We start from the raw sequence: 24,399 nt of genomic DNA, 5'->3' as shown, positions 1-24,399 counted from the left end.
GGGGTGGAGCAGCCCGGTAGCTCGTCAGGCTCATAACCTGAAGGTCACAGGTTCAAATCCTGTCCCCGCAACCAAATACAAAAAGCCCGCCTCGTGCGGGCCTTTTTGTATTTTGCTGTGGTGGCCGGCCGGTTTTAACCTGCATCAGGGGCCCGCAAGGAAGGCGAAGCCGACGCCGCGGGACAGAAAAGCCAAATCCTGTCCCCGCAACCAAATCAAAAAGCCCGCCTCGTGCGGGCCTTTTTGTATGCGGCAGCCGGCCGGACTGGGCTCAAACATCTCCGCCTGCTCGAGCCTTTCGGCAACATTCCGCCCGCCGAGGCCGACGATATTACGCCATGCTCGACGAGGCGCGCATGGGAGCCTAACCTAACCCTCGGAGCCGCCCGCGAGCCCCGAAGCGGTTCAGTGCACGGCGATGCTCACATGCGGATGTTTGCGGTTGTATAAGTGAGATTGCGAGGGAAGCGCCCGCTTCGGCGACAATGTCGTAGACCCGCAAATAGACCCTGGCATTTTGATCCGTGAAGCAGCCAGTTTCCCGTCAGTCATAGCAGGAGACCTATTCAATGCCGCTCGAGTGCATAAATCCCCACGATCTGCCGATTCCGGAAATGTACAGCCAGGTTGTCGTCGCAACAGGAAGCAAGCTGGTGTTCGTCTCGGGCCAGCAGCCGGAAGACATACACGGCAAGCTCGTTGGCCATGGTGATTTCGCAGCCCAGGCGCGCCTGGCATTCGGGAATCTTGGCCGTGCGCTTGCTGCCGCCGGCGCTCGGCCTGAGGAAGTCTGCAAGATCACAATTTACATCGTCGACTACAAACGTGACGAACACGTGCCGATCATCGAACAGGCCCAGATCGAGCTGTTCGGGGATCACAAGCCAGCAAACGTCGTGGTCGGGATAGCTGTGATGTCTCCCGGCTACCTGATAGAGATCGATGCGATCGCGGTCGTCGGCTCAGCAAGGACGAGCCAAGCCGCCAACCAATCCGGAACCCTGATTTCTCGACCGAGATCGGGTCGGTCTACTCTCTCGATGAAATTTGGCGCGATCAGCGAGATCTGCCGGCCCAGCCAGCTGATATCGGAGGGGTCAGGTACTCAGGTCGTCGGGCCAAGCGGCTGCAAACTTCGGCGATAGCGATCGGGAGCCGGCCGATCAGCCGGGTGAAAGCCTGCGAGAACGAAGGCGCCGATTCATAGCCGACCGCTCGTCCGATCTCGTCAACAGTGCGATTGGTTTCCCTGAGCGCCTTGGCTGCGAGATTCATCCGCCATCGCGCGACAAGGCCAGCGATGGCTCTCCAACCAGTCGCGCAAACCGCCGCGCGAACGTGGCCCGTGATTGGCTGGCAAGGAGGCAATTCGAGGCGAGCGAGCGGCATGGCATCGGCTGACGCAAAGCTCTGCCGGATCATCTCATACGTGCTTGCGGCCGCCTGTCTCGCGGAACCAGCTGTCGGGGTAGGGGTACCACCAGTCCTGGATCGCCGGCTTGTGGTCGATGATGACCATCTTGGAGCGGCGGAAAGTGTCGAGCCCCTGGCGGCCGAGCTCGCGGCCAAGGCCTGAGGCCTTCCAACCACCGAAGGGCAAGGCGTCATTGTCGATCAGCGGATTGTTGACCCAGACCATGCCGGCTTCGAGCCGCTCGGCCGCCTCATGTGCCTCGGCAAGATCGGTGGTGAAGACCGAGGCGCCGAGGCCGAACGGGCTGTCATTGGCAAGCCGGATCGCCTCGTCGAAATCCTTGACGCGGCAGATCGCGGCGACCGGCCCGAAACACTCTTCGCGTACGATCGCCATATCGGGGGTTACGCCGGTCAGGATCGTTGGTTCGTAGAACCAGCCGGTGTTGTGCGCCGGCGGGATACGGCCGCCAGCGACGGCCCTGGCGCCGCGCGCAATGGCGTCGTCGACCAGCCGCATCACTTTTGCCCTCGCGGCCTCGCTGACCAGTGGACCGATCTCGGTTTTGTCCATGCCATTGCCGATGCGCAGCGCCCGCGTCTTCTCGGCGAACAGTTCGACAAAGCGGTCATGCACCGAATCGACGACGAAGAAGCGCTCGGCCGACGTGCAGACCTGGCCGGTGAGGTGGAAAGCGGCGGTGACACTGCCGGCGGCCGCCACCTCCAGCGGGGCGTGCCGGCTGATGATCAGCGGATCGCTGCCGCCGGCCTCGATGACGCAAGGCTTCATGCGTTCGGCGCAGGCGACCGCCACGGCCTTGCCGGCAGCGACCGAGCCGGTGAAGGCCACCGCATGGGTGCGGTCGGAGGCGATCAGCACCTGAGCGGTGGCGGCTGCGCCGGGCAGGCAGGAGACAAGCCCCTCCGGCAGCGAGCGGAACACGGTCATGTAATCGAGCGTCGACAGCGTCGTCGCCTCGGCCGGCTTGATGATGCAGGCATTGCCGGCGGCAAGCGAAGCCGCCACCGTCCAGCACATCAACAAGATCGGGAAATTGTAGGGCATGATGTGGACGGAGATGCCGTAGGGCTCGTAGCGTGCATACTGGAACGAGCCGGCCTGCGTCGTGCCGGCCACCTTGCCGGCATCATCACGCGCCATCTCGGCATAGTAGCGGAAGATCGGCGCACAATTGGCGATCTCGCCGATCGCCTCCGGATAAGGCTTGCCCATCTCGCGCACCATCAGTTCGGCGCATCGGGTGAAGTCGGCCGCCTCGATGGCATTGGCGACCGCATGCAGGTGTTTTGCCCGGCTCTTGGCGTCGAGTTTTTTCCAGGCGGCCTGCGCTGTGGTCGCCGCAGTCAACGCGGCGTCGATCTCGCCATCCGTCGCGGCGGAGATGGTGCCGACGGTTTCGAGCGTCGCCGGATCGATCACCGGTTTTTTCGCGCCGGTCATCGGTCGGTAGTCCGGATTGACAAAGAACGCCGGCCGGTCAGCGGAGAAATCCATGGACATCCTCTCAGATCCGCTCAGCGAATCATGTAGACCTTCTTGATCGTCTCATGGACGGTGCAGATGCCCTTCCAGTCCTGCGGAAAGAACGCCGCCGTGTCCGGCTCGATGTCGATGACCTCGCCGGATTCATGGACATAGGTGCAGCGTCCCTCGAGGAAGTGGCAGAACTCGTCGCGGGTGACGTGGCAATGCCATTTGCCCGGGGTGCAGACCCACAGGCCGCATTCAAAACGGCCTTCCGGCCCTTTGTAGAGCAGCTTGCCCGAGGTGTGGGACTTACCCTCGATCATCGTCGGGATGACGCCCCAGTCGACGAGGTCGGTGATGGCAAGCGGGGATTGCATGATGGGAGTGGTCACAGCGATTTCCTTGTAGGTCAGCGGCACATGAAGGCCTTGGTCAGGGTATCAGTGATTATGGAAGTGCCGGTCCAGCCGGCGGGGAAGAACACCAGCGTGCCAGCCTCGACCGGGATCTCTTCGCCATTATCGTGGATATAGCTGCCGTGACCCGACAGGAAATGGCAGAACTCGTCGGCGGCAAAGGTGACTTTTCGCGAGCCCGGCGTGCACGACCACAGGCCGCATTCGCTCGAACCGTCAGGATTCTGCGACAGGATCCTGCCCGAAGCGCGCGGCGAGCCGGCCAGCGTGTTGCTGCCCGCGCCCCAATCCTCCAGTTCCACGGTCGAGACTTTTGGCCAGTGCGGTGTCGGCATGTCTTGCTCCTGTGCAGCGATGTCAGGCCAGCATGTAGACGTTGCGCATAGTCTCATGCACGGTGCATTCGCCCGTCCAGCCGGCGGGGAACATGACCACGGTCCCGGCCGCGACTTCTATCACCTCGCCGACATCCGACCGGTAGGTCGCGCGTCCGGCAACGAAATGGCACAATTCGTCGCGCGGGATCGAGAGGCGCCAGCGGCCGGGCGTGCACACCCAGATGCCGGATTCCGGCTGGTTGTTCGGCCCTTTGTGGACAAGTTTGCCGGTCGAGTGCGAAGCACCGTCCAGCGCATCCGGCTGGACGCCCCAGTCGACGAGATCGGTGCGGGTCGAGGCCTGGTAGAGGTGCGGGGCGGAGGAAGTCACAGCAGCGCCTCCAGCAATCCGGCGGCCTTTTCCGGGCCGTTCTGCGCCTGCATCTGCGCCGAGGTCTTCGCCAGCTTGGCCTTCATCTTCGGATCGGTCAGGCAGGTCTCGATCCGGCTGATCAACTGGGCATCGCTCCAGTCATAGCGCGGCATGCCGAAGCCATGGCTGGTTTCCTGGACGCGGGTGGCGTTGTCGTGGCCGTCCCAAACATAAGGCATGATGATGGCCGGCTTGCCGAAATAGAGGCACTCGTTGAACGAGTTGTTGCCGCCATGGTGGATGACGGCATCGACCTGCGGGATGACAGAAGGCTGCGGAAACCAGCTCTCGACGATGACGTTGCCCGGCACATCCGTATACTGGTCCTTGTAGCCGCCGACATTGACCAGCGCGCGGTATCGCGTCTTGCCCAGCGTCGCGATGATGCGCTTCAACAAATCGACATCGCCGGCGCCGAGGCTGCCGAACGAGACATAGAGCAGCGGGCCGTCATTGTTCTCGGCGAAGGTCGGTACCGTGTAGGGTTTCTCCTGCCGCACGCAGCCTTCGAGATACTGGAATTTTTTGGGGTCGAGCGGATGGCGGCGCTTGAATTTCGCCGCTTCGGGATAAAGCAGCAGATTGAGATAGGGCGAGGCCTCGAAGAACTGGCCGATCGGGTAGGGCGTCTCCTTATTGGCGGTGAGGAAGGCGTTGAAGTCGTCATGGATCGGCTTGATCACGGCGTTGAAATGGTCGCGGTAGCGCTGGTGGCCGACATGGTCGTTCTCGCCGCAGCCCGACAGATGCGGCGGGATGTCCTCATCCTCGATCTCGTTTTCCGAGCAGGAGATGACGCGCACCCAGGGCTTGCCGAACTGCTTGATCGCCGGGAACAGGATGACGTTGTCAACGCAGATGACGTCAGGCTCGATGGCGGCCAGAACGCGCGGCAGATCCTTCTGCGCCCACTTGGCGCTGTCGACGATCGCGGTCCAGCAATCCTTCACATAATTGTCGACCTGATCGTAGGGCGATTTGCGGAAGTTCGGGATGTGGCCGTTGATGAAATCCTCCCAGAATTTGGCCATCTGCTCGGGTGGCATCGGTTCCGACAGGTTCACCGGATGCGCCTCGAAGCCGTAGCCCTTGTAGACATCGACGAAGCCGGGGTCGGACAGGAACACAGCCTTGTGGCCGCGCGCCTCGACGGCTTGCGCGATGCCGACGGAATTGAGCGCCGGGCCATAGGCTGCTTCCGGAAAAAACGCGATCGTCTTCTGCGCCATCAGGCTTCTCCTCTCATTCCTCAAAAATTCTGACATCGGCGGCGTCCCAGCCGAGCTCGACCTGGTCGCCCGACGAGACCGGCCGGCGGTCGGCAGCATCGGCGGTGACGCGCACCAGAAACGGTTTTGCCGACAAGGGCGTGCTGACATGGAGCTGCAGGTCCAGCCCGTGATAGGCGAGCGCCTCGACCGTGCCGCTGGTGCGGTTGGCGGTCTCAGCTGACGGGAACAGCCGGATGCGTTCGGGCCGCACCGAAGCGACGGCGGAAGCGCCAGGCGCAAGCGTGGCGGGTACCTTGCCGACGATGCGCACGCCGTTCGCCGCTATTACGCCATCGGCTGATACCTTGCCCGGCACGAAATTCATCACGCCGATGAAGTCGGCAACGAAGCGATCGGCGGGATGCTCGTAGATGGCGTGCGGCGTATCGCATTGCAGCAGTCTGCCGTCCTTCAACACCGCCATGCGGTCGGCCATGACCAGCGATTCCTCTTGGTCATGGGTGACGATGACGAAGGTGATGCCGACCTCGTGCTGCAGGCGCTTCAGTTCCAGTTGCATGGCGCCGCGCAGTTTCTTGTCGAGCGCGCCGAGCGGCTCATCGAGCAGCAGCAGCCGGGGCCGCTTGACCAAGGCACGGGCGAGCGCGACGCGCTGCTTCTGCCCGCCCGACAGTTGCTCCGGTTTGCGGTCGGCGAACGGGACGAGTTCGGTGGTGGCCAGGATGGCATCGACGCGGGAGCGAATTTCAGCCGTCGGCAAACGCTCCATCTCCAGCCCATAGGAGACGTTGGCGCGCACGCTCATATGCGGGAACAGCGCGTAGGACTGGAACATCAGATTGACCGGCCGCTTGTTGGGCGGGGTGCGGGCGATGTCCTTGCCGTCGAGCAGGATGCGGCCGTCGCTGGGCGTCTCGAAGCCCGCGAGCATGCGAAGCAAAGTCGTCTTGCCGCAACCGGAGGGGCCGAGCAGCGCGAAGAACTCGTTTTCGCGGATGTCGAGCGAGATACCGTCGACGGCGGTGACGCGGCCGAAATTCTTCGACACATGGTCGATGGCGAGCAGCGTGCGCGGTTCGCTCATTGGCCGATGATCCCACGGTTGAGCCGCTGCGACAGGGTCAGCGCGGTGATGCTTACAGCCATGACGATGGTCGCCAGCGCATTGATCTCCGGCGTGATGCCGAAACGGATCATGGCGTAGATCTGCATCGGCAGCGTGGTCGAGGCGCGGCCGGCGCCGGCGGTGAAGAAGGCGATGATGAATTCGTCGACCGACAGCGTGAAGGCAAGCAGTGCACCGGCGATCACCGCCGGCAGGATGACCGGCAAGGTTACCCGCCTGAAGGTGGTGATGGCGGAGGCGCCGAGATCGGCGGAGGCCTCGACGATCGACCAGTCGAAGTTCTTCAGCCTGGCGCGCACTACCGAGCAGACGAAAGCGAGGTTGAAGACGACATGGGCAAGGATGATGGTGTGCAGGCCCATGGTCAGGTTCAGCATGGAAAAGAACGACAGCAGCGCGATCGCCAGCACGATGTCGGGAATGATCATCGGCGCGAAGATTAGCGCCTCCAGGCCCTTGCCGTATTGCCGGCGCATCTCGACGCCGATCGCCAGCAGTGTGCCGAGCAGCGTAGCGATGGCTGTCGAGACCAGCGCGACGATCAGCGTGTTGAGCGCGGCGGACAGGATCGCGGCATTGCCGGCTAGCGAGGCATACCATTTCAGCGAAAAGCCCGACCATGCCGTCGGCAGCCCGCCTTCGTTGAAGGACAGCGCCACTAGCACGGCGATGGGGATGTAGAGGAAGGCGAAGACGAGAACGAGGATCGTCCGCATGCCGAGAGCGCGGGTGAAGGATTCGTTCATCGCGAGCCTCCGACTGTTTGGAGCCGCGTGAACGAACTGCGTCCTTCTCCCCGTTCACGGGGAGAAGATGCCGGCAGGCAGATGAGGGGCAGCGCCCAACCTTGCAGGCGCTGGCGTCGCCCCTCATCCGCCCCTTCGGGGCACCTTCTCCCCGTGAACGGGGAGAAGGCAAGGATCGCGCCGCGCTCAGCCATCGGCTTTTACCTCAGCCGCACGCCCCGCGGCGCGATCGGCGGCCAGCGCCTGCGCCATCAGCACCAGAAGCATGATGGCGATCAGCGCCATGGCAAGTGCGGCGCCGAACGGCCAGTCATTGGCGGTCAGGAACTGGTCGTAGACGAGGTTGCCGATCATCTGGAAGCGGCCGCCGCCAAGCAGCGCCGGGGTAACGAAATTGCCAATCGACAGCACGAAGACGAAGACAGCGCCTGCGGCGATGCCGGGCACCGTCAGCGGCAGTATGACACGGCGGAACGTGGTGGCGGCAGAGGCGCCGAGATCGCGTGAGGCTTCCGCCAGCTCCGGGTTGAGGCGTGACAGCGGCGCGTAGCAGGCGAGGATGACGAAGGGCAGATAGTTGTAGACGAGACCGGCGATAACGGCGCCTTCTGTATAGAGCATCGACGGCGGCTCGCCGGTATAGCCGAACCAGCGCAGCAACTGGGTAATCAGGCCCTCGCGGTTAAGCAGCACGATCCAGGCATAGGTGCGGATCAGATAGTTGGACCAGAACGGCAGCACGGCAAAGAACAGGAACACCGGCTGCCACCGGCGCGGGGCAGCTGCGATGGCATAGGCGGCGGCATAGCCGATCACCACAGCGATCAGCGTGGCGGTGCCGGCAATGCGCGCGGACTTCAGGAATATCCCGGCATAGAGCGGGTCGAAGACCAGGCCGAAATTCTCCAGCGTGAAGGTGTAGTCGATGCCGCCATAGATGCCGCGCCGGAAGAAGGCCAGCGCCAGCACCAATGCGCATGGCACCACCATCAGCGCGGTCAGCCAGACCAGCGCCGGGGCCATCAGCAGGGAGGAGCGAAGTCGGGTCTGGGACAATTCTTCAGGTACCGCTCAGGGCCGGCGGCAGAAGCACCGCCGGCCGTGAAGTCTGCGCTGCTTACTGCGCGGCCTTGATCTCGCTGACGATCTTGGAATAGTCGCGCTGGGCTTCGCCGACGTCACGCAACTGCTCGAACTTGACGAGGTCGGCCACCGGCATCGCCATGTTGGGGAATTTGGCCAGGAAATCGGCCGGCAGGCTTTCCATCGCCGGCTTGTTCGGCACCTTGTAGTCGATATTCTGTGCCGCCCAGGCGTGGTTCTTGGCGTCGAGCATGAAGTTGATGAACTTGAAGGCGTCGTCCTTGTGTTCGGACGCCTTCATCACCACCATCGTGTCGACCCACAGGTCCGAACCTTCCTTGGGGATGACGTATTTGATCTCGGGCTTGTCGGCGATGCCGTAGTTGCACCAGCCGTCCCAGGCCTGCACCATCAACGCCTCGCCGGAAACCAGCTTGGAGTAGAAGGTGGTGTCGTCATAGGCGAGCAGGGTTTTCTTGGCCGAGATCAAGAGGTCCTTGACCTCGGCCATCTTGGCCGGGTCGGTCTCGTTGACGGAATAGCCCTTGTCGAGCTGCCCGGCGGCCAGCAGCCAGCGGTCGGTCGCCAGCATGGTGGTCTTGCCCTTCAACTCGTCGGAGGGCGCCAGCAGGTCGCTCCAGCTGGTGGGCGCCGTCTTGACCAGATCGGAACGGTAGCACAGGCCTGTCGTGCCCCAGGTGTAGGGGACCGAGAAATTGTTGCCGACATCGTGCGGCAGTTTTGTTGCCTCGGGATAGAGGTTGGCGAGGTTGGGGATCTTGGCGTGGTCGACCGGTTCGGTCAGGCCGAGCTTGTTCAGCACTTCGGCGAAGGGCGACGAGACGAAAACCACGTCATAGCCCTTGCCGCCGGCGGCAATCAGCTTGCCCATAATCTCTTCATTGGTGGCGTGCACCACCACTTCGCCGGAGACGCCGGTGGCGGTCTTGAAGGCGGCCATGGCGTCGGGCGCCATGTAGCCATCCCAGTTGGAAATGACGAGGTCGGCGGCGGCGGCCGGCGCCGACAGCGCCAGAGCAAGGCCGAGAGCGATTGAAGATATTTTGAGCGCACGGCGCCGCAGGCTGGTAGCGGTCATGGCAGACTCCCATTCGGTTTGATCGTCGAATTCATTCGCCAGACCAAAGCCGGCGACCCGCGCCGATGCCTCGATCCTGTTCCCTCGGTCTTTTCTCGCCGATTGTGCTGACAGTACTATTGCAGAAAAAAGTACGTCAATCCATAATTTGCCAACCGACCGAGGAATCTGGCCGATTGCGTCCGTTCCGGCGATCGGCCAAACCAATGCGTCACTTCCGTCCGCCGAGACCAGTCATGCAAGCCGCAGCCCGACGACCTCGCACCAACCATCTCGATCTGGCGCAGCGCATCCTCGATGTCGCGCGCCAGCGCGGCTTTGAGCCCGGCGCGCGCCTGCCCGAACAGCAGATCGCCTCGCTGTGCAATGTCTCACGCACGCCAGTGCGCGCGGCGCTCAGCCTGCTTGCCGGGCAGGGCGTGGTGCGCTGGGAGGCCGACTCTGGTTATCATCTGGCGGTCGACCTCGCTGCGCAGCCGGCCATCGCCGCCGAGCTTCCAAGCGCAGAGGAAGACGAGCTTGCCGAAGCGATCCTGCGCGATCGCTCAGCGCGAAGGCTTGACCAGACGGTGACCGTCGCGGGGCTGATGCGGCGGTACGAAGCTGATCGCAAGACGGTACTAAAAGCGCTTAACAAACTGACTGACGAGAATCTGCTTGATCGTGCGCCCGGCCAGTCCTGGCTGTTCCGGCGCGCGCCGGACGATCCGGAGGCGCAAGGCGAGAGCTATGAATTCCGCCTGCTGCTGGAGCCGGCTGCGATCCTGACGCCCGGCTTCCGGCTGGATGGTGCGCGGGCGGCAGCGTTGCGCCAGGGCATGGAGGTACTGTCGGCGTTGCCGGACGCAAGCTTCGACACGCGCGAGTTCCAGCGGCTGGACATGGATTTCCACGGCATGATCGCCGAAGGCTGCGCCAACCGCTTTGTGTCGGATGCGCTGGCCGATCATCTCCGCCTGCGCCGGCTACCGGGCATCTATGCCGGGGTCAACGTTTTTCGGCTGCGGCAATCGCTGCGCGAACACTTAGGCATACTCGACTATCTTGAAAGCCGGCAGTATGAGGTGGCTGCCGATCTGCTTCGCATCCACCTGCGGCTCTCCCGTAACCAGCGACCGCAAGCGGCCAGCCGCGGGGCTCCCGCACTGTTCGGCATGATCAGCCGGCCGGACTGAAGAGGAATAATTGACGCGTAAAGCCAGCCCGACCATCGCGCTGTTTCCCGAAGCCAGTTTCGGCGCCGCGTTGAATTGCGTCGGTATCGCACAGGCATTGCGCGCACGGGGCGCCCGGCCCGTCTTCATCTGCCATGCCGGTTTCTCCGGCGTCTTTGCCGACTACGGTTTCCAGGAATACCAGCTGCCGACTGACGAGCCGCTGAGCGACAGCGAGCGCCAGAGCTACTGGCAGGCCTTCGTGCGCCGGCACCTGCCGCATTTCCGGCTGAGCCCGATCGACCAGCTCGAAACCTATGTCGCGCCGACCTGGCAGGCGATCGTCGATACCGCTGTCAATGCCGAGGCGCCGCTGCGCCAATTGCTGGCGCGGCTGAAGCCGGATGCGGTGGTGCTCGACAATGTCATCATGTTCCCGGCGATCGCAGCCGCCGGTTGCCCGTGGGTGCGCGTCGTCTCCTGCGCCGAGACGGAGCTGCCGGATGCCGAGGTGCCACCTTATCTGTCCGGGATGGCTGCCGACGACCCGCAACGCGCGGCGTTCGAAGCGCGCTATCTCGCGGCATCAGCGCCGGCGCATGACCGCTTCAACCGTTTTCGCGGGGATGCCGGTCTGGCGCCGTTGCCCAAGGGCTTGTTCCTCGAAACATCGCCCGACCTCAACCTGCTGCTGACGCCAACGATCGTGCGGCGTGAGCGCGCCGAGCCGCTCGACCCCGCGCGCTTCATCTATCTCGAAGGCTGTGTGCGCTCGGAAGGACCGTTCGAGGTGCCGGTGTTTCCGCGCAATGGCGGGCCGCTGGTCTATGTCAGCTTCGGCAGCCTCGGCGCCATGGATGTCGGCCTGATCGAGCGCATGCTCGCCGTCTTCGACAGGCTGCCGGCGCGCTTCATCGTCAACGTCGGTGGCCTGCGCGACGCCTATCGCGCGGTGCCGGACAATGTCTATCTCGACGCCTGGTTTCCGCAGCCTTCAGTGGTGGCGAAGTCGGACCTGTTTATCCACCACGGCGGCAACAACAGCTTTTGCGAGGCGCTGCGCTTTGGCGTGCCGTCGCTGATCATGCCCTATTGCTGGGACGGACATGACAACGCGCAACGCGCGGGAGAGACGGGCGTCGGCGACCATATCGGCCGCGATGCCTGGACCGAAGGGGGATTGGAGAGAGCCATTCTCGGCCTGCTCGCCGACGATGTGATGCGCGCCCGCCTCAGGGAGAATGCAGCCCGGATGACGCTGACCCCTGGAACGGATGTGGCCGCGCAAGCCATACTCTCTCTCATAGGTACGTGAACCAAAATGCAGGACAAAAATACCAATACCGCTCTCTTCACCGGCAACGATCCCAAGAGCTGGCTTAACCAGCACGGCATCACCGAAGTCGAGTGCCTGGTGCCCGATATGAACGGCGTGCTGCGCGGCAAGGCGCTGCCGGCGGCAAAATTCCTCAAGGCGCTGGAAGACCGCGCGCTGTTCCTGCCGAGCAGCGCTTTCCTGGTCAGCATTGACGGCCGCTATTCCGGCTCGATCGATGAAGGCTTTGCCTATCAGGATCCGGACATGCGCATGGTGCCTGACGTCTCGACGCTGTGCCTGGCGCCAGGCGGCGGTGCCGGCAAAGCCTATGTCTTCGCCGACGCCTTCCACATGGACGGCAGACCATGGATGGCCTCGCCGCGGCACGTGCTGCGAGCCGTGCTCGATCTCTATCGCCAGCGCGGCTGGCGGGCGGTGGTGGCGCCGGAGGTGGAATTCTATCTGACCGCGCCCAATCCCAATCCAGACCAGCCGCTGACCGCGCCGGTCGGCGCCAATGGCCGCGCCGAAGGCTCACAGCATCCCTATGACATGGTGGCGCTGGAAGAATTCGAGCCGGTGATCCGGCGCGTCTATGACTATGCCGCGGCCGCCGGTCTGCCGCTTGACACACTGATCCATGAATCGGGCACCGCGCAATTGGAGATCAATCTGCTCCATGGCGATGCGGTGCCGCTGGCCGACCAGGTGCTGCTGTTCAAGCGGCTGACGCGCCAGGCGGCGCAGCAAAGCGATATGCACGCCACCTTCATGGCCAAGCCGATCGCCGCGCAGGCGGGAAGCTCGATGCATTTGCACATGTCCGTCGTCGACGAGAAGACCGGCGCGGCGCTGTTTGCCGGCGCTGATGATGCCGACACCGAAATGTTCGACCATTTCATCGGCGGCTTGCAGAAGTACGTGCCTGAGATCATGCCGCTGTTTGCGCCGAACGTGAATTCGTTCCGCCGCATCCGGCCGAACCACAGCGCGCCGGCCAACATCGAATGGTCGCATGACAACCGTTCCTGCGGCCTGCGCGTGCCGGCCGGCGGGCGTGCCGCAAGAAGGGTGGAGAACCGCTTGCCGGGTGCGGATTGCAATCCCTATCTGGCGATCGCCGGCTCGCTTCTCGCCGGCTATCTCGGCGTCGAGCAGAAGTTGGCGCGCTCGGCTGAGGCGTCGGGTAATGCCTACAAGATCAAAAGCACGCTACCGAAAACCATGGAGGAGGCGCTCGACCGTTTCACCGCTTGCGAGCCGGTGCGGGCGTTGCTGGGCGAGGATTTCTTCCAGACCTATCTGCGCGTCAAGAGCGTCGAGCTCGACCTGTTCCAGAGCGTGGTGACGAGCTGGGAACGCGACCATTTATTGCTGAAGGTGTGATCATGACCTCCAGTTCAACGGGTTTCAATTCCGGTCTCGATGTCGGCAAATCCTATTATGTCGCCACCGCCAATCCGGCGCCGGACCATCCAGCGCTGGTGGGAGATGTCGAGGCCGACCTGGTGGTGGTCGGCGGCGGCTGCACCGGCCTGTCCGCCGCCCTTCATGCCGCCGAGCGCGGCCTGAAGGTGGTGCTGCTCGAAGGCGGCAAGATCGGCTGGGGGGCGTCGGGCCGCAATGGCGGCCAGATGATTCCCGGCCTGCGCAAGGGCGCCAAGGGGCTGGTCAAGCTCTACGGCCCCGAGCGAGCGAAGGCGCTGTTCGACCTCGCCTTCGAGGCGCGCGGCCTGGTGCTCGACATCATCGAGCGCCACGCCATCGATTGCGATCTGAGGCTGACCGGTCATCTGGTCGGTGCGGTCAACGGCTCCGATCTCAAAGACCTTGAAGACGAGGCGAAATGCCTTGAGAGCGTGATGAAGTTTCGCGACGTCGAGATCCTGTCGGCGGCGGAAGCGCGGGCCAAGGTCGACACGCCTTACCATGGCGCGATGTATGAGCCGCTCGGTGGCCACATGCATCCGCTGAACTACACGCTCGGTCTTGCCCGTGCCGCCGTGGCCGCTGGCGTCGTCATTCATGAGAATTCGGTGGCGGTGAAGGTGGAGCGCGAGCAGTCGATCCGGGTCTCGACGGCGAAGGGTTCGGTCAGGGCCAAACATGTCGTGCTGGCCGGCGATGCTCTGCTCCACGGGTTGGAGCCGCGCGTCAACAGCCGCATCATGCCGGTCGGCAACTACATCGTTGCCACCGAGCCGCTGGAGGGCAAGCGCAATGTCATCCCGGCCAATGTCGCGGTGTCGGACACACGCTTCGTCGTCAACTACTATCGGATGTCGGCCGACGGCCGCCTGCTGTTCGGCGGCGGCGAGCGCTACACGCCATCGCCGCCGGCCGACATTGCCGGCTTCGTGCGGCCGCATATGGAAGCCACCTTCCCGCAGCTTAAGGGCGTCAGAATCGACCATGCCTGGGGCGGGCTGGTGTCGGTGACGACGTCCAGGCTGCCGCATGTCGGGCACTATGGCGAGGTCTATTTCGCGCATGGCTATTCCGGCAAGGGCGTCATCCTGTCGACCCTGTCGGGAAAGCTTTTGGCCGAAGCGATCACCGGCGACGCCGCGCGGCTCGACCTGTTCTCGACGCTGACGCCGATGCCGTTCCCGGGCGGTACGGCGCTGCGCGGTCCGCTCTATGTGCTCGGCATGTTGTGGTACGCCATGCGCGATCGCATCAAGCACTGAGTTACCGCTGCCGGGCGGGGATCATCGGAGGCGATTGCATGCGTGATTTTCAGTTCCCCGGCCGCTCGCCGATTCGCGCCACGGAAGCGGTGGCGGCGACATCGTATCCGCGCAAGGACGACTGCGCTCGGCTATTCTCGACGCGGATTCAGAACCAGATCAGCCAGACAAGCTGCAGGATGACCAGCGCAATGGCGTCCCAGAAGATGAGCTCGCCGGTCGAGAACAAGCGCCTCGACTTGTTGAAAACATAGAACAGCCGCCAGATTAGCGCTGCGGCGGGCCGGCGCCCGTTCTGTCATAAGATGTGTGGCACTGCAAATTAAAATGTGGCACCTTGCAACAAATGGTTGGGAGATGTTAACAGCCCGGCAGTAACCCGGCTTTCCCGACCAGGCGAGGGACCTTTCGGATGGACTTCATCTTCATGCTGACGCGAAACGATCGCACGGTCGAGGACTGTCTCGACCTGGTCGATCTGATCGAGCCGGTCGGTCTGAAGCATGTCGGCTTCAAGGATATTGGCGTTGCGCCCGATGTGCTGCGCAAGCTCGCCGGCGCCATTCGCCGGACAGGCGCCACCACTTATATGGAAGTAGTCTCGACGACAGCGGAGGCGTGCCTCAACTCCGCGCGCATTGCCCGCGATCTCGGCATCCAACGCCTGCTTGGCGGCACGCAGGTCGACGAGATCATGGCGCTGCTGGAGGGGAGCGACACCGAATACTACCCTTTTCCGGGACGGCCGGTCGGCCATCCGACCAAGCTCGGCGGCTCCCCGGGAGATGTCGAGGCCGACTGCCGATCCTTTGCGGAAAAGGGTTGTGCGGGATGCGATATCCTCGCCTATCGCGCCACCGAGGCCGACCCGGCCGAACTGGTTCGCGCCGCCCGACGCGGCCTTGGTCCGTTGCGGCATCTGATCGTAGCCGGCGCGGTGGCTTCGGCCGATCGGATCAAGGCAATCAAGCAGGCTGGCGCAGACGCTTTTACCATTGGCACAGCGGTTTTCGACGGTTCCTATTCGCCGACGAAAGGTTCTATCCTCTCGCAACTGCGGGATGTCCTCGCGGATTGCGAGCGTGTCTAATGGCGGTTATCGGCATCGATCTCGGCACCCAGAGCCTTAAGGCGGTTGTCGTCGATGACGAGTTGCGGCTGCGTGGCGAGGCCGGCGTGCTTTACCAGCCGGCCTTTCCGGCGCCGGGATGGGCCGAACAGAATCCGGCGCTGTGGCTGGCGGCGCTGAAGCCGGCGATTGCCGACGCGCTCGACAAGGCCGGGCTGGCGCCATCCGACATCAAAGGAATTGCCATTGCCGGCCAGCTCGACGGCTGCGTCGCGGTCGACAGCAGCGGCCAGGCACTGGCGCCGTGCATCATCTGGATGGATCGGCGGGCGTCGGGAGAGATCGCCGGCATCGACCCGGACTTCATCCGCGAGCGCACCGGTCTCGTTCTGGACGCAACGCATATGGCGGCGAAAATCCGCTGGGCAACGCGCAACCTGCCCGAAGCGCGCCGAGTAGCACTCTGGCACCAGCCGGTATCGTTCGTGGTCGCGGCTTTGTGCGGCCGTGCCGTCATCGACCACGCGCTGGCCTCGACGACCATGCTCTATGGGCTGAAGGAGCGCTTCTATGCCGGCGAACTGCTCGCCGCCTTCGACATCGATGCAGATAAATTGCCCGGCATCGACGATGCATCGGCGGTCGCCGGCAGCTTGACCCGTGCGGGCGCCGAGCTGACTGGCCTGCCGGTGGGGACGCCACTGGCTGTCGGTACCGGCGACGATTTTTCCGCAGCCATCGGCGCCGGCGTTGTCGTGCCCGGTGTCGTTACCTGCAATCTCGGCACGGCGGAAGTGGTCGGCGCGGTATCCGACACGCTTCGCCTCGACCCCGGCGGTCTGGTCGAGACGCATGGTTTTCTCGACGACCGCTATTTCGTCTCCAATCCCGGATGGCTTTCGGGCGGTGCGGTGACCTGGTTCCTGTCCACCTTCGGCGTCGATTCTCCCGGGGCAATGTCGGAGCTCGCGGCGACCGTCGTTGCCGGCAGTGACGATCTGCTGTTCCTGCCGGCATTGTCCGGCGCGATGGCGCCGCGCTGGATCGCCGAGGCGCGGGGCGCTTTCTACGGCCTTACTTCCTTCCACGGCAAAGCGGCCTGCGCCCGCGCGCTGTTGGAGGGCTGCGCTTTCGCCATGCGCGACGTTGTCGACCGGCTGGACGAACTTAGCATCGCCACCGGGCGCATCAGGCTCTCGGGCGGCGGCGCCCGCAGCCGGGTGTGGGCGCAAATCCGCGCTGATGTCAGCGGCAGGCCGGTGGAAATTGTCGACGTCGCCGATGCCTCGCCGATCGGTGCGGCAATCCTTGCTGCCACTGCCATCGGCCTTTCGTCCTCACTGCGGCAGGCGGCCGAAAGGCTGAGCGGTGGCATCGAGACGATCGACCCCAATCCTTCGGCCAAGGCCACCTACGACAGAAGTTACCGCCGGTATCGGACCCTGTTCGATGCCCTGACCCCGCTTCATGCTGACTGATTGGACGGCATCCCGATGTCCAAGGAAATGCTCGATCGCCTTATTGCCGGTACGTTGCCTGATCCGGATGGTGAGGGCATGCTATCGGTGCCGCTGAAGACCATCGTCATCGGGCGCGGTCTCGGCGACGAAGCGGATGCGCTGGTCAAGCCGTTGCCGCTCGGCCGCAAGCTCGCCGTGGTTATGGATCCCGACACGCGCCTGGCGCTGGGCGAGAGGGTGTCGATCGCGCTGCGCGGCTCCAGCGATGTCGACAAGATCATCCTGCCGCGCCATCCGCATCCGGACATGGACGCTGTGCGATCGGTGATCGCCCGCACGAAAGACGCCAGCGGCCTCGTCGCGGTCGGATCGGGCTCGATCAACGACATCACCAAATATGCCGGGCATCTCACCCAAAAACCCTATGCGGTGTTTGGCACCGCACCTTCGATGAACGGCTATACCTCGGTGTCGGCGGCGATCACCGAGGACGGGCTGAAGAAATCGCTGACGGCAAGCCTGCCGGTCGGGGTATTCCTCGACCTCGACGTGATGGCGCGGGCGCCGCACCGGCTGATCGCCGCCGGCTTCGGCGACTCGATGGCGCGGCCGACCGCCCAGACGGACTGGCTGATGGCGCATCTGCTGATCGGCACGCCCTACAGGCAGGCGCCGTTCATGCTTCTGGCCGAGGACGAGAAGACGCTGATCGCCAAGGCCGGCGAACTCAGGACAGGCGACCTTGAGGCAATGGAAGTGCTGGTGCGCACGCTCGTCATGTCCGGCCTCGGCATGACTTTGTGCGGCGGCTCCTATCCTGCCAGCCAGGGCGAACATCTGATCGCCCACTACATCGATATGCGCGGCCAAGGCCTGCCCGAGGCGCATCACGGCGAACACATAGCGGTGACGACGTTGACAATGGCGCGGCTGCAGGAACGCGTGCTGGCATTGCCGGAGCTGCAGCTTGCGCCGTCCGCCGATACACCGGACCGCTTCATCGAGATCTTTGGCGAAACGCTTGGACGCTCCTGCTGGGCAGCGTTCAAGCCCAAGCTGCTCGACCACGAGCGGGCGACCGCCATCAACACCATGCTGGCCGAGCAATGGCGTTCGTATCGCGAAAGGCTTTCCCGCGTGGCCCGTCCGGCGCGCGAGATCGCGGCAGCACTGCGTGCCGCCGGTGCGCCGACCACGCCGCAGGAGGTCGCCATACCGGCTGCCTTCTACGACGAAGCAGTCGCCAATGCCCGGCTGATCCGCGACAGGTTCACTATGCTCGACGTCGCGGCCGTCTCGCTCGAAACGGTCGCGGCGGGAGCCTGAGCGGGTGCTGCGTCCGCTTGCCGACTTCACCACCCTGGACCGGCGCAAGATCGCCGTCGTGCTGACCGACATAGACGACACCTTGACTGACAGGGGACGATTGCCGGCAAAGGCCTATGCGGCGCTGGAGCGGCTGAAGCAGGCTGGGTTCATCGTCGCGCCGGTCACCGGCCGGCCGGCTGGCTGGTGCGACCTGATCGCGCGGCAATGGCCGGTGGATGGTGTGATCGGCGAGAACGGCGCCTTCTATTTTCGCTACGACGACGCTGCCAGGCGGATTGTTCGCCACTACGCCAAAAGCGCTGCCGAACGGCAGGCCGATGCCGCACGTCTGCGCGAGATCGAGCAGACCGTGCAGCGTGAGGTTCCGGGCGCGGCGGTCGCCGCCGACCAGCCCTATCGCGAGGCCGATCTGGCGATCGACTTTTGCGAGGATGTCGCGCCGCTGCCAAAAACCGAAGTGCTGAAGATCGTTGGTATCTTCCAGCGCTATGGGGCGAGGGCGAAAATTTCGTCCATCCATGTCAATGGCTGGTTCGGCAAATACGACAAACTGTCGACAAGCCGGCTATTCTTGCAGGACTGTTTCGGTATAGATATTGACCACGACAAGGACAGCATTGCCTTCGTCGGCGATAGTCCAAACGATGCACCAATGTTCGGCTTCTTCCCCAACAGCGTCGGCGTCGCTAATGTGCTGGACTTCGCCGGCGAACTTCCGGCATCTCCTGCCTTCGTCACAAGCGGGCGCGGCGCGCAAGGATTTGCCGAGCTTGCCGACGCGTTGATTGCTGCAAAGGGAATGGAAGTGTCATGGATCAAGGCCGACTGACGAAGAAGGAGCGGCACGCGCTTATCCTTTCGGAAGTGCGCCGGTCGGCGTCCATACGCATCTCCAAGCTCGCCCGGCGAATCGGCGTCGCCGGCGAGACCATCCGCCGCGATCTCATCGAACTCGGCGACGCCGGGCTCATCAACCGCACCTATGGCGGCGCGACGATCTCGCTGGTGACGACCGAACCGGTGATTTCCGAGCGCGGCCTGACCCTGGTCGACGAGCGCGCCCGCATCGGCCGCGGCGCGGCCGGCCTGATCGAGAAGGGCCAGATTGTGATGATCGACGGCGGCTCGACCACTTATGAGGTGGCACGCAACCTTTCGCAGCTGAAGCGCGACCTGACCATTATCACCAATTCCACCGGCGTGGCCTCGGTGGCCGGCGCCAATCCGACCTTCCGCGTGCTGCTTTGCCCCGGAACCTATGACAGCCGCGAAGGCAGCGTGCTGGGCGAAGACACGGTTGAGTTCGTGCGCCGCTACAACGCTGACGTCGCCATCATCGGGGCGTCGGGACTAAGTGCCGACGGTCCGAGCGACATGATCTCCGGCGCCGCGGCAGTCAAGCGCGCGATGATATCGCGTTCACTGTCGACGGTGCTGGTGGTGACCCACGACAAGTTCGGCCGCTCCAGCCTGGAGCGCATCTGCGGACTTGACGACATTGCCGACATCGTCACCGACAGCGAACCCAAGGCCGACCTGCGCACTGCTGTCGAACAGGCGGGCACGGAGCTGCATGTGTTTGCCGGCGACTGATTGGGCGGCGCCGCTGGCTATCCGGCAGCATCCCGGTTGGTCAGCGCGATGTGGCAGCAGCCTGAGCCGTGGCCCGGCGTCCAGGTGACATTGTCGAAGCGCACGCCCGTCGCCTCGAAAAGGCCGCGGTCGAAGGCGCCGGCGATGCGGCAGAGCGTGGCAAGTTTTTCATCGCCGACACCCGCCTCGACCCAGGCCTCCTTCAGCGGACAGCGTTTCACCTTGAAGGCGATGTGGTCCGGCCCGCGCTCGACATCGGTCGGATACATCAGGCCGCCATCCGGGCTGACGGCCAGGAACGCTTCGCCGATGGCCGCTGCGTCGTTGGGCCCGAAGCGGGCAAAGGCTGCTGCCGCCACCTCCTTGCCGCGCCGCTCGATGGTGCGGATCATGATCGCTTCGGCTCTTTCCGCGCCCAGTTCGCCGGTCAGCTCGTCGAGAAGCAGGCGATAGAGATCGGCCCGGTTGCGGAAGGCGGAATCGAGTTCGCGCGAGAGTTTTTCGGCTCTGGCTTCGGCGTCTGTCATGGTACCTGCCTGCTGCTTCTGTTCAATCTTGGTGCCGCCGCCACCAGCGCCTTGCCGATGGCCGATTGCGGCGCGTCGATAACGGCGCGGGCGTCGCCGCTCTCGGCGATCCGACCGGCGTCGAGAAGGACGACGCGGTGGGCGATCGCACGAACAACGCCGAGATCATGCGAAATGAAGAGATAGGCGATCCGTTCCCTGGCCTGCAGGTCGAGCAGCAGCTCAAGAATCTGTCCGCGCACGGAAACGTCGAGCGCCGACACCGCCTCGTCGAGCACAATCAGCGCCGGATTCGTTGCGATGGCGCGGGCAATCGCCACGCGCTGGCGCTGGCCGCCGGAGATTTCATGGATGGCGCGTGGAGCGAGATCGGCCGTCAGCCCGACACGCTCGAGCAAGGCAGCGATGCGGGCCGGACGCTCGGCGCGGGAAGCGATGGCATGGATGCGCAAGGGATCGTCAAGCACGCGCGCCACCGTGGCGCGCGGATTGAAGGCGGCGAGCGGATCCTGAAACACCATTTGCAGGTGGGCTCGCCGGGCGCGCAGGGCAGCGCCGTTCAAGGTAAGGAAGTCGTCGCCTTCGAATTGTATGTTTCCGGCATCCGGTTCGATCAGCCTGAGCACCAGCCGCCCGATTGTCGACTTGCCGCTGCCGGAGGGGCCGGCCAGCGCCAGCGTTTCGCCGGGCTCGATGGTGAGGGAGACGCCGTCGACGGCGGCGATGGTCTTGCCGCCGCGGCGATAGCGTTTGGTCAGGTCGGAGACGGTGAGCAAGCTCATGCCGGCGTCCGTCGCAGCAGCGGCGAGGCGTCGAGGCCAAGATGGGCGTCGAGCAGCGCGCGCGTATAGTCCTGGCGCGGGGCATTGACGATCTGCTTCGTCGAGCCGATCTCGATCAGCTCGCCGTGCCGGAACACGGCGATGCGTTCGGCAAGCTCGGCGGCCAGCGCGATGTCGTGGCTGATGAACAACAACGTCATGCCATCTTCGATGACCAGTTGCCGGATCAGCGCGACGATCTCGGCTTGCACGATGGTGTCGAGCGCGCTGGTCGCCTCGTCGGCGATCAGCAGTTTCGGTCCGGCCGCAATCGCGGAGGCGATCGCTACGCGCTGCTTCTGGCCGCCGGAGAGCTGATGAGGAAAGGCGCGTATGGCGGAGGCCGGGTCGGGCAAGCGGACGCGTTCGAGCAGGTGCTTTGCCCTGGCGTAAGCTTGTGGCCAGTCAAGGCCGAGATGGGTGTGGGCGACTTCGGCGATTTGCTTGCCGACCGCCATCACCGGGTCGAGGCTGGCGGAAGGATCCTGGAAGACGAAGCCAATGTCGCGGCCGGAGAGGGGCTGTCGGGGTCCGCCAATCGCGGATGTTCGGCGTTCCGTCACACCCCCCTCTGTCCTGCCGGACATCTCCCCCGCAAGGGGGGAGATTGTGCTCTCATCTCTGTCTTCGCCAATCGTCGAAGTTGAAGAGCCAACGTCGGAACTGCTGATCTCCCCCCCTGCGGGGGAGATGTCCGGCAGGACAGAGGGGGGTGCCTTGGCACTTGCCTTTCCCGTCGATTCCAAGAACCAATCGATGCGCCCCTCAACCCTGGCGCTCGCCGGCAGCAACCCGGCAATCGCCAGCGCCAGTGTGCTCTTGCCCGAACCGCTTTCGCCGATGATCGCCAGGCGCTCGCCGGCAACAACATCAAGGCTGATGCCTTTCAGCGCCGTCACCTCGGTCCCATCCCGCCGATAGTGCACCGAGAGATCGCGGATCTCAGCCAGCGCGGTCACGACAGGCTCCTCCGCACGGCCGTCGTCTCGACCACGCCTTCGCCGGCGAGATAGATACCGAGCACGGTCAGCACGAGCGCGATACCTGGAACGATCGACAGGAAGGGCGCGGTGCGCAGCACGGTGCGTCCTTCGGCGATCATGCCGCCCCAGGTGACGCGGTTGGGGTCACCGAGGCCGAGAAAGGAAAGTGCTGCTTCGGTGAGGATCGCCGCGGCGACGATCACCGAGGACAGAGCCAGCACCGGCGGCAGAGCGTTGGGCAGCACTTCACGGAAAGCGATCGCCATCGGATGCATGCCGATGACGCGAGCACCGGCGACGTAGTCGCGTTCGCGGATCGACAGTACTTCGGCGCGCGCCACACGCGCAGGCCCGGTCCAGGCGCCAAGTGCGATCGCCGCGACGACGATGCCGAGCGACGGGCCGACGACGCTGACGAAAGCCAGCGCCAGGAGAAAACTCGGAACGGTCTGGAAGGCATCGGTGATCCGCATCAGCACCTCGTCGACAAGCCCACCGGCGAAGCCGGCCAGCGTGCCAACGACCGCACCGATCAAAAGCGCCGCCGCTGCTGCCGCCAGCCCGACCGCCAGCGAGGTACGGGCGCCGTGGAACAATTCGGCCAGCACGTCACGACCGAGCCGGTCGGTGCCGAGCGGCAGCGACCAGTCCTGAAACGGCGGCAGCAGGGCCGGACCGGCGATGGCTTGAGGGTCGCCGGGGAAAAGCAGCGACGCAAACAGCGCCATGGCGAAAAGCACCGCCAGAATGATCGCGCCGGCGACCGCTTCCGGCCGGCGCAGGAACCGGCTGAGCGGGCTCACGCGCCGGCCTCGCTGGCGCCGACGCGCGGGTCGAGAAAGGCGTAGGCGATGTCGACGGCAACGTTGATGGCGATGACCAGGACGGCGCTGGTGAGGATAATGCCGAGCAGCAGCGGTGTGTCGCGCGAGGCCACCGCTTCCTGCGCCAGCCGGCCGAGCCCGGGCACGGCAAAGACACTCTCGATGACGACGCTGCCGCCCAGCATCTGCGCCGATTGCAGGCCGAGCATGGTGACCAGCGGCAAGAGCGCATTGCGGGCGACGTGGGCCAACACGATGCGGCGGCGCGACAGCCCCCTGGCGCGGCCGGCGAGGACAAAATCCTGCCGCCAGGCCTCGGCCATGCCGGCGCGCATCATGCGCAGATACAGCGCGAGATAGATGAAGCCGAGCGCGGAAACCGGCAGTACGAGATGGACGGCGATGTCGGCGGCGCGGGCGAAGCCGGTCTTGTCGGAGGCCAGGCTCTCAATGCCGCCGATCGGCAGCCAGCGCAAATCGACGGCGAAGACGACGATCAGCACCAGGCCGAGCCAGAACCCAGGCACGGCATAGAGCGCCAGCGAGCCGATGGACAGGAAGCGGTCGCGAAAACTGCCGGGTCTGGCACCGGCATAGATGCCGAGCGCCGAGCCCAAGCCGAAGGAGAGCGCGGTGGCGCTGACCATCAGAAGCAATGTCGTCGGCATCCGCTCGAGGATGACTTCGCGGATCGGTCGCGAGAAGGTGACTGACTGGCCGAGGTCGAGATGCAGCAGCGCCCAGAGATAGTTGGCGAGCCGTGTCAGTTCCGACTGGTCGAGGCCCCAGCGATGACGCAGCAATTCGATCATGCCGGCATCGCCGCCGGTCGAGACGATATAGGCGTCGACGGCGTCACCGGGCGCGGCTTCGAGCAAAAGGAAGGTGCCGATGATGACGATCAGCAGCACGAAGGTGCTGCCGACGAGACGGCGACGAATGAGGGTGAGGGCGCGGGTCATGGGGAAATGGCGCCGCCCGCAAGCATTTGAAGTTGCGCTCTACGGCGCCCCCCTCTGTCCTGCCGGACATCTCCCCCACAAGGGGCCTGTTGCGTTATCGGGCTTTGGATGCCTGGAGAGACGGCAGGGGCGCATCGAGGTGCTTTCCGGCGCGGGTTTGCGGCCGGATAGGGTAGGAGTTGGCGTATTCGGTGGGTTTCGGGCGCAGTGCGACCCAGGCTCAGGTGGCCAGCGTTACCCAGCGGCGCATGTTGAAGGCCATGGCCGCGATGAGGACCTGTCCTGCCGCCTTGGCCAGGCCGCGATAGCGGA

Annotated in this window: 26 protein-coding genes; 11 read left to right on the top strand and 15 right to left on the bottom strand. The window is 64.4% G+C overall.

The genetic code is table 11. The features are described from left to right. Positions 1-569 precede the first annotated feature (569 nt). Complete coding sequence (locus AC1D1L_RS32070; protein WP_477345489.1) at positions 570-1,145, top strand: RidA family protein; 576 nt, start codon at positions 570-572, stop codon at positions 1,143-1,145. On the opposite strand, the gene AC1D1L_RS32065 is transcribed toward AC1D1L_RS32070, so the two are convergent. The 10 genes from AC1D1L_RS32065 to AC1D1L_RS32020 form a co-directional block, all read right to left on the bottom strand. Beyond that, a complete protein-coding gene (locus AC1D1L_RS32065) occupies positions 1,057-1,389 on the bottom strand; it encodes a helix-turn-helix domain-containing protein (protein ID WP_477345493.1) in 333 nt (110 codons plus the stop codon). The two genes, AC1D1L_RS32070 and AC1D1L_RS32065, sit on opposite strands and share 89 nt — an antisense overlap. Before the next feature lie 34 nt (positions 1,390-1,423). Then, positions 1,424-2,932 (bottom strand): aldehyde dehydrogenase family protein, encoded by a 1,509-nt coding sequence (locus AC1D1L_RS32060; RefSeq protein ID WP_477345487.1) that lies wholly within the window; start codon positions 2,930-2,932, stop codon positions 1,424-1,426. Between the two features lie 20 nt (positions 2,933-2,952). Beyond that, entirely contained in the window at positions 2,953-3,297 is a 345-nt protein-coding gene (locus AC1D1L_RS32055) for a cupin domain-containing protein (protein WP_477345485.1), read from the bottom strand. Between the two features lie 17 nt (positions 3,298-3,314). Beyond that, positions 3,315-3,656, bottom strand: a complete 342-nt coding sequence (locus tag AC1D1L_RS32050) for a cupin domain-containing protein (RefSeq protein ID WP_477345483.1) — start codon at positions 3,654-3,656, stop codon at positions 3,315-3,317. Positions 3,657-3,678: 22 nt separating this feature from the next. Next, a complete protein-coding gene (locus tag AC1D1L_RS32045) occupies positions 3,679-4,029 on the bottom strand; it encodes a cupin domain-containing protein (RefSeq protein ID WP_203280458.1) in 351 nt (116 codons plus the stop codon). Then, positions 4,026-5,300, bottom strand: a complete 1,275-nt coding sequence (locus tag AC1D1L_RS32040) for a glycosyltransferase (protein ID WP_352561861.1) — start codon at positions 5,298-5,300, stop codon at positions 4,026-4,028. The genes AC1D1L_RS32045 and AC1D1L_RS32040 overlap by 4 nt, the downstream gene beginning before the upstream one ends. Before the next feature lie 13 nt (positions 5,301-5,313). Continuing rightward, positions 5,314-6,387, bottom strand: coding sequence for an ABC transporter ATP-binding protein (locus AC1D1L_RS32035; protein ID WP_477345480.1), 1,074 nt, complete (start codon positions 6,385-6,387; stop codon positions 5,314-5,316). Beyond that, positions 6,384-7,175, bottom strand: a complete 792-nt coding sequence (locus AC1D1L_RS32030) for an ABC transporter permease (protein ID WP_477345478.1) — start codon at positions 7,173-7,175, stop codon at positions 6,384-6,386. Before AC1D1L_RS32030 ends, AC1D1L_RS32035 begins: the two co-directional genes overlap by 4 nt. Positions 7,176-7,361: 186 nt before the next feature. After that, positions 7,362-8,198, bottom strand: coding sequence for an ABC transporter permease (locus AC1D1L_RS32025; RefSeq protein ID WP_112562896.1), 837 nt, complete (start codon positions 8,196-8,198; stop codon positions 7,362-7,364). A 94-nt stretch (positions 8,199-8,292) separates the two neighbouring features. Continuing rightward, positions 8,293-9,357: a polyamine ABC transporter substrate-binding protein gene (locus AC1D1L_RS32020; RefSeq protein WP_477345477.1), complete on the bottom strand. Its 1,065-nt coding sequence runs from the start codon at positions 9,355-9,357 to the stop codon at positions 8,293-8,295. Positions 9,358-9,593: 236 nt separating this feature from the next. Here AC1D1L_RS32020 and AC1D1L_RS32015 point away from each other — a divergent pair, with 236 nt between their 5' ends. The 10 genes from AC1D1L_RS32015 to AC1D1L_RS31970 all read left to right on the top strand — a co-directional run bounded on the left by AC1D1L_RS32015 (position 9,594) and on the right by AC1D1L_RS31970 (position 19,970). Continuing rightward, complete coding sequence (locus AC1D1L_RS32015; RefSeq protein ID WP_477345476.1) at positions 9,594-10,532, top strand: GntR family transcriptional regulator; 939 nt, start codon at positions 9,594-9,596, stop codon at positions 10,530-10,532. Between the two features lie 10 nt (positions 10,533-10,542). After that, positions 10,543-11,826 carry a glycosyltransferase gene (locus AC1D1L_RS32010; protein WP_477345474.1) on the top strand — a complete coding sequence of 428 codons (1,284 nt, stop codon included), beginning with the start codon at positions 10,543-10,545 and terminating at the stop codon, positions 11,824-11,826. A 6-nt stretch (positions 11,827-11,832) separates the two neighbouring features. Then, complete coding sequence (locus AC1D1L_RS32005) at positions 11,833-13,215, top strand: glutamine synthetase family protein (RefSeq protein ID WP_477345473.1); 1,383 nt, start codon at positions 11,833-11,835, stop codon at positions 13,213-13,215. A gap of 2 nt (positions 13,216-13,217) precedes the next feature. After that, the gene (locus AC1D1L_RS32000; RefSeq protein ID WP_477345472.1) at positions 13,218-14,519 is read left to right on the top strand and encodes an NAD(P)/FAD-dependent oxidoreductase; all 1,302 of its coding nucleotides are present in this window, start codon (positions 13,218-13,220) and stop codon (positions 14,517-14,519) included. Positions 14,520-14,557: 38 nt separating this feature from the next. Further along, the gene (locus AC1D1L_RS31995) at positions 14,558-14,773 is read left to right on the top strand and encodes a hypothetical protein (protein WP_477345471.1); all 216 of its coding nucleotides are present in this window, start codon (positions 14,558-14,560) and stop codon (positions 14,771-14,773) included. Positions 14,774-14,931: 158 nt separating this feature from the next. Continuing rightward, positions 14,932-15,609 (top strand): beta/alpha barrel domain-containing protein, encoded by a 678-nt coding sequence (locus AC1D1L_RS31990; RefSeq protein WP_112562876.1) that lies wholly within the window; start codon positions 14,932-14,934, stop codon positions 15,607-15,609. Next, entirely contained in the window at positions 15,609-17,066 is a 1,458-nt protein-coding gene (locus AC1D1L_RS31985) for a xylulokinase (protein WP_477345468.1), read from the top strand. Before AC1D1L_RS31990 ends, AC1D1L_RS31985 begins: the two co-directional genes overlap by 1 nt. A 15-nt stretch (positions 17,067-17,081) precedes the next feature. Then, positions 17,082-18,374, top strand: coding sequence for an iron-containing alcohol dehydrogenase (locus tag AC1D1L_RS31980; protein WP_477345466.1), 1,293 nt, complete (start codon positions 17,082-17,084; stop codon positions 18,372-18,374). A gap of 7 nt (positions 18,375-18,381) precedes the next feature. Beyond that, positions 18,382-19,206, top strand: a complete 825-nt coding sequence (locus AC1D1L_RS31975) for an HAD-IIB family hydrolase (protein ID WP_477345491.1) — start codon at positions 18,382-18,384, stop codon at positions 19,204-19,206. Further along, positions 19,188-19,970 (top strand): DeoR/GlpR family DNA-binding transcription regulator, encoded by a 783-nt coding sequence (locus tag AC1D1L_RS31970; protein WP_477345464.1) that lies wholly within the window; start codon positions 19,188-19,190, stop codon positions 19,968-19,970. The genes AC1D1L_RS31975 and AC1D1L_RS31970 overlap by 19 nt, the downstream gene beginning before the upstream one ends. Before the next feature lie 17 nt (positions 19,971-19,987). Here AC1D1L_RS31970 and AC1D1L_RS31965 read toward each other — a convergent pair whose 3' ends face one another. From AC1D1L_RS31965 to AC1D1L_RS31945, 5 genes are read right to left on the bottom strand one after another with little or no spacing between them, the layout of a single operon-like run. After that, complete coding sequence (locus AC1D1L_RS31965) at positions 19,988-20,497, bottom strand: L-2-amino-thiazoline-4-carboxylic acid hydrolase (RefSeq protein ID WP_477345462.1); 510 nt, start codon at positions 20,495-20,497, stop codon at positions 19,988-19,990. Then, on the bottom strand, positions 20,494-21,279 hold the full coding sequence (locus tag AC1D1L_RS31960) for an ATP-binding cassette domain-containing protein (RefSeq protein WP_477345460.1): 786 nt from the start codon (positions 21,277-21,279) through the stop codon (positions 20,494-20,496). Before AC1D1L_RS31960 ends, AC1D1L_RS31965 begins: the two co-directional genes overlap by 4 nt. Continuing rightward, positions 21,276-22,277: an ABC transporter ATP-binding protein gene (locus AC1D1L_RS31955; protein WP_477345458.1), complete on the bottom strand. Its 1,002-nt coding sequence runs from the start codon at positions 22,275-22,277 to the stop codon at positions 21,276-21,278. Before AC1D1L_RS31955 ends, AC1D1L_RS31960 begins: the two co-directional genes overlap by 4 nt. After that, entirely contained in the window at positions 22,274-23,104 is an 831-nt protein-coding gene (locus AC1D1L_RS31950) for an ABC transporter permease (protein WP_477345456.1), read from the bottom strand. The genes AC1D1L_RS31955 and AC1D1L_RS31950 overlap by 4 nt, the downstream gene beginning before the upstream one ends. Further along, complete coding sequence (locus AC1D1L_RS31945) at positions 23,101-24,087, bottom strand: ABC transporter permease (RefSeq protein ID WP_477345454.1); 987 nt, start codon at positions 24,085-24,087, stop codon at positions 23,101-23,103. The genes AC1D1L_RS31950 and AC1D1L_RS31945 overlap by 4 nt, the downstream gene beginning before the upstream one ends. Positions 24,088-24,399 lie beyond the last annotated feature (312 nt).

Source organism: Mesorhizobium sp. P2_D6, assembly GCF_056404315.1.
Note: the sequence above shows the minus strand (reverse complement) of the source record. Positions and strands in the feature narration are given on the sequence as shown.

Excerpts from the sequence above, each read along its gene's own strand:
- AC1D1L_RS32070 (WP_477345489.1), top strand. The coding sequence starts at position 570 with ATGCCGCTCGAGTGCATAAATCCCCACGATCTGCCGATTCCGGAAATG.
- AC1D1L_RS32065 (WP_477345493.1), bottom strand. The coding sequence starts at position 1,389 with ATGCCGCTCGCTCGCCTCGAATTGCCTCCTTGCCAGCCAATCACGGGC.
- AC1D1L_RS32060 (WP_477345487.1), bottom strand. The coding sequence starts at position 2,932 with ATGGATTTCTCCGCTGACCGGCCGGCGTTCTTTGTCAATCCGGACTAC.
- AC1D1L_RS32050 (WP_477345483.1), bottom strand. The coding sequence starts at position 3,656 with ATGCCGACACCGCACTGGCCAAAAGTCTCGACCGTGGAACTGGAGGAT.
- AC1D1L_RS32040 (WP_352561861.1), bottom strand. The coding sequence starts at position 5,300 with ATGGCGCAGAAGACGATCGCGTTTTTTCCGGAAGCAGCCTATGGCCCG.
- AC1D1L_RS32035 (WP_477345480.1), bottom strand. The coding sequence starts at position 6,387 with ATGAGCGAACCGCGCACGCTGCTCGCCATCGACCATGTGTCGAAGAAT.
- AC1D1L_RS32030 (WP_477345478.1), bottom strand. The coding sequence starts at position 7,175 with ATGAACGAATCCTTCACCCGCGCTCTCGGCATGCGGACGATCCTCGTT.
- AC1D1L_RS32025 (WP_112562896.1), bottom strand. The coding sequence starts at position 8,198 with ATGGCCCCGGCGCTGGTCTGGCTGACCGCGCTGATGGTGGTGCCATGC.
- AC1D1L_RS32020 (WP_477345477.1), bottom strand. The coding sequence starts at position 9,357 with ATGACCGCTACCAGCCTGCGGCGCCGTGCGCTCAAAATATCTTCAATC.
- AC1D1L_RS32015 (WP_477345476.1), top strand. The coding sequence starts at position 9,594 with ATGCAAGCCGCAGCCCGACGACCTCGCACCAACCATCTCGATCTGGCG.
- AC1D1L_RS32005 (WP_477345473.1), top strand. The coding sequence starts at position 11,833 with ATGCAGGACAAAAATACCAATACCGCTCTCTTCACCGGCAACGATCCC.
- AC1D1L_RS32000 (WP_477345472.1), top strand. The coding sequence starts at position 13,218 with ATGACCTCCAGTTCAACGGGTTTCAATTCCGGTCTCGATGTCGGCAAA.
- AC1D1L_RS31995 (WP_477345471.1), top strand. The coding sequence starts at position 14,558 with ATGCGTGATTTTCAGTTCCCCGGCCGCTCGCCGATTCGCGCCACGGAA.
- AC1D1L_RS31990 (WP_112562876.1), top strand. The coding sequence starts at position 14,932 with ATGGACTTCATCTTCATGCTGACGCGAAACGATCGCACGGTCGAGGAC.
- AC1D1L_RS31985 (WP_477345468.1), top strand. The coding sequence starts at position 15,609 with ATGGCGGTTATCGGCATCGATCTCGGCACCCAGAGCCTTAAGGCGGTT.
- AC1D1L_RS31980 (WP_477345466.1), top strand. The coding sequence starts at position 17,082 with ATGTCCAAGGAAATGCTCGATCGCCTTATTGCCGGTACGTTGCCTGAT.
- AC1D1L_RS31970 (WP_477345464.1), top strand. The coding sequence starts at position 19,188 with ATGGATCAAGGCCGACTGACGAAGAAGGAGCGGCACGCGCTTATCCTT.
- AC1D1L_RS31965 (WP_477345462.1), bottom strand. The coding sequence starts at position 20,497 with ATGACAGACGCCGAAGCCAGAGCCGAAAAACTCTCGCGCGAACTCGAT.
- AC1D1L_RS31960 (WP_477345460.1), bottom strand. The coding sequence starts at position 21,279 with ATGAGCTTGCTCACCGTCTCCGACCTGACCAAACGCTATCGCCGCGGC.
- AC1D1L_RS31945 (WP_477345454.1), bottom strand. The coding sequence starts at position 24,087 with ATGACCCGCGCCCTCACCCTCATTCGTCGCCGTCTCGTCGGCAGCACC.